General features: G+C 63.9%; 3 protein-coding genes. All 3 read left to right on the forward strand.

Features of this window, described 5'->3' with window-relative positions:
- A partial coding sequence (urtC, locus tag ACYP33_RS20700; RefSeq protein ID WP_459623726.1) for an urea ABC transporter permease subunit UrtC occupies window positions 1–966 on the forward strand: 966 nt, incomplete at its 5' end.
- The gene (urtD, locus tag ACYP33_RS20705; protein ID WP_459623727.1) at window positions 963–1,826 is read left to right on the forward strand and encodes an urea ABC transporter ATP-binding protein UrtD; all 864 of its coding nucleotides are present in this window, start codon (window positions 963–965) and stop codon (window positions 1,824–1,826) included. The genes urtC and urtD, both read left to right, overlap by 4 nt.
- Window positions 1,827–1,838: 12 nt before the next feature.
- Window positions 1,839–1,991 (forward strand): ATP-binding cassette domain-containing protein (locus ACYP33_RS20710; protein WP_459623728.1); only part of this gene is annotated, 153 nt, incomplete at its 3' end.

Raw genomic sequence — 1,991 nt, forward strand, 5'->3', positions numbered from 1 at the left:
TCCTATGCAATGACGATCGCCGGCAAGTTCATGTGCTACGCGATCGGTGCGCTCGCGCTCGATCTGGTGTGGGGCTACTGCGGCATCCTGAGCCTCGGCCACGGCCTGTTCTTCGCGATCGGCGGCTATGCGATCGGCATGTACCTGATGCGCGAGATCGGCCACGACGGCGTGTACGGCAGCAACCTGCCCGACTTCATGGTGTTCCTGAACTGGAAATCGCTGCCGTGGTACTGGAGCGGCTCCGATCACCTGATCGTCGCATTGGTGTTGGTGGTGCTGGCTCCGGCCGTGATCGCCTGGGTGTTCGGCTTCTTCACGTTCCGCTCGCGCGTGAAGGGCGTGTACCTGTCGATCATCACGCAGGCCATGACCTTCGCCGCGATGCTGCTGTTCTATCGCAACGAAACCGGCTTCGGCGGCAACAACGGCTTCACCGATTTCAAGCGCCTGGCCGGCTACACCATCACCTCGCCCGGCATGCGCACGGTGTTGCTGCTGCTGACGTTCGCCACGCTGGTGCTCGCGTTCATCGCCGCGCGCGCGATCGTCACCTCGAAGCTCGGGCGGGTGGTCACCGCCGTGCGCGACGGCGAAACGCGGCTGATGTTCCTCGGCTATAGCCCGCTCGCCTACAAGCTGTTCGTGTGGACCGTGTCGGCCGTGCTGTGCGGCATCGCCGGCGCCTTGTACGTGCCGCAGGTCGGCATCATCAACCCGAGCGAGATGTCGCCGGGCAACTCGATCGAGATGGCGATCTGGGTGGCGGTGGGCGGCCGTGGCACGCTGATCGGCCCGATCATCGGCGCGTTCGCGGTAAACGGCGCGAAGAGCTTCTTCACGGCCTACTTCGCCGAATACTGGCTGTTCTTCCTCGGCCTGATCTTCGTGCTGGTGCCGCTCCTGATGCCGCGCGGCATCGTGGGCGTGATCGAATCCGTCATGAAACGTGGAGGCAGCCGATGAACGAGAACGGCATGATGCCCGACCTGGCCCAGCCGGATGGCAGCGATGCGCTGGCCGTCAGCGGCGTGGCCTCGATGTCGCGCGTGGTCGAACCAGGCGCGATCGACACCTCGCACGGCACGATCCTCTATCTTGAGGATATCGAAGTAAGTTTCGACGGCTTTCGCGCGCTCAAGAAACTCTCGCTGACGATCGACGCGGGCGAGTTGCGCTGCGTGATCGGCCCGAACGGCGCGGGCAAGACCACCATGATGGATGTGATCACCGGCAAGACCAAGGCCGACTCGGGCAAGGTGTTCCTCGGCCAGACCATCGATCTGTCGCGCATGAACGAGCCGGAAATCGCGCGCACCGGGATCGGCCGCAAGTTCCAGAAGCCGACCGTGTTCGAAGCGCATCCCGTCTGGGAAAACCTCGAACTGGCGATGAAAACGGATAAAGGCTGGTTCGCATCGCTGCGCTCACGTCTGGATCGCCACGCTCAACAGCGCATCGAGGAAACCCTCGAACTGATCAAGCTCGAAGACAGCGCCTATCGGCTGGCCGGCGAGCTGTCGCACGGCCAGAAGCAGCGGCTCGAAATCGGCATGCTGCTGATGCAGCAGCCGGCGCTGCTGCTGCTCGACGAACCGGCGGCCGGCATGACCGACCACGAAACCATGGAACTCGCGCAGCTTTTGAACACGCTGCGCGGCACCTGCTCGATGATGGTGGTCGAACACGACATGGAGTTCGTCGCGGCGCTCGCGGGCGACACCGGCCGCGTGACCGTGATGGCCGAAGGCGCGGTGCTCGCGCAGGGCACGCTCGACACGGTCAAGCGCGACGAAGCCGTGATCGAGTCCTACCTCGGTCGATAAGGAATCCCCAGCATGTTGAAGATCGAATCGCTGAATCAGTTCTATGGCGGCAGCCACATCCTGCGCAACGTCAATCTCACCGCCGAGGACGGCAAGCTGACCGTGCTGCTCGGGCGCAACGGCGTGGGCAAGACCACGCTGCTGCGCTGCCTGATGGGCGTGGTG

This window comes from Burkholderia sp. 3C (genome assembly GCF_054589155.1).

Excerpts from the sequence above, each read along its gene's own strand:
- urtD (WP_459623727.1), top strand. The coding sequence starts at position 963 with ATGAACGAGAACGGCATGATGCCCGACCTGGCCCAGCCGGATGGCAGC.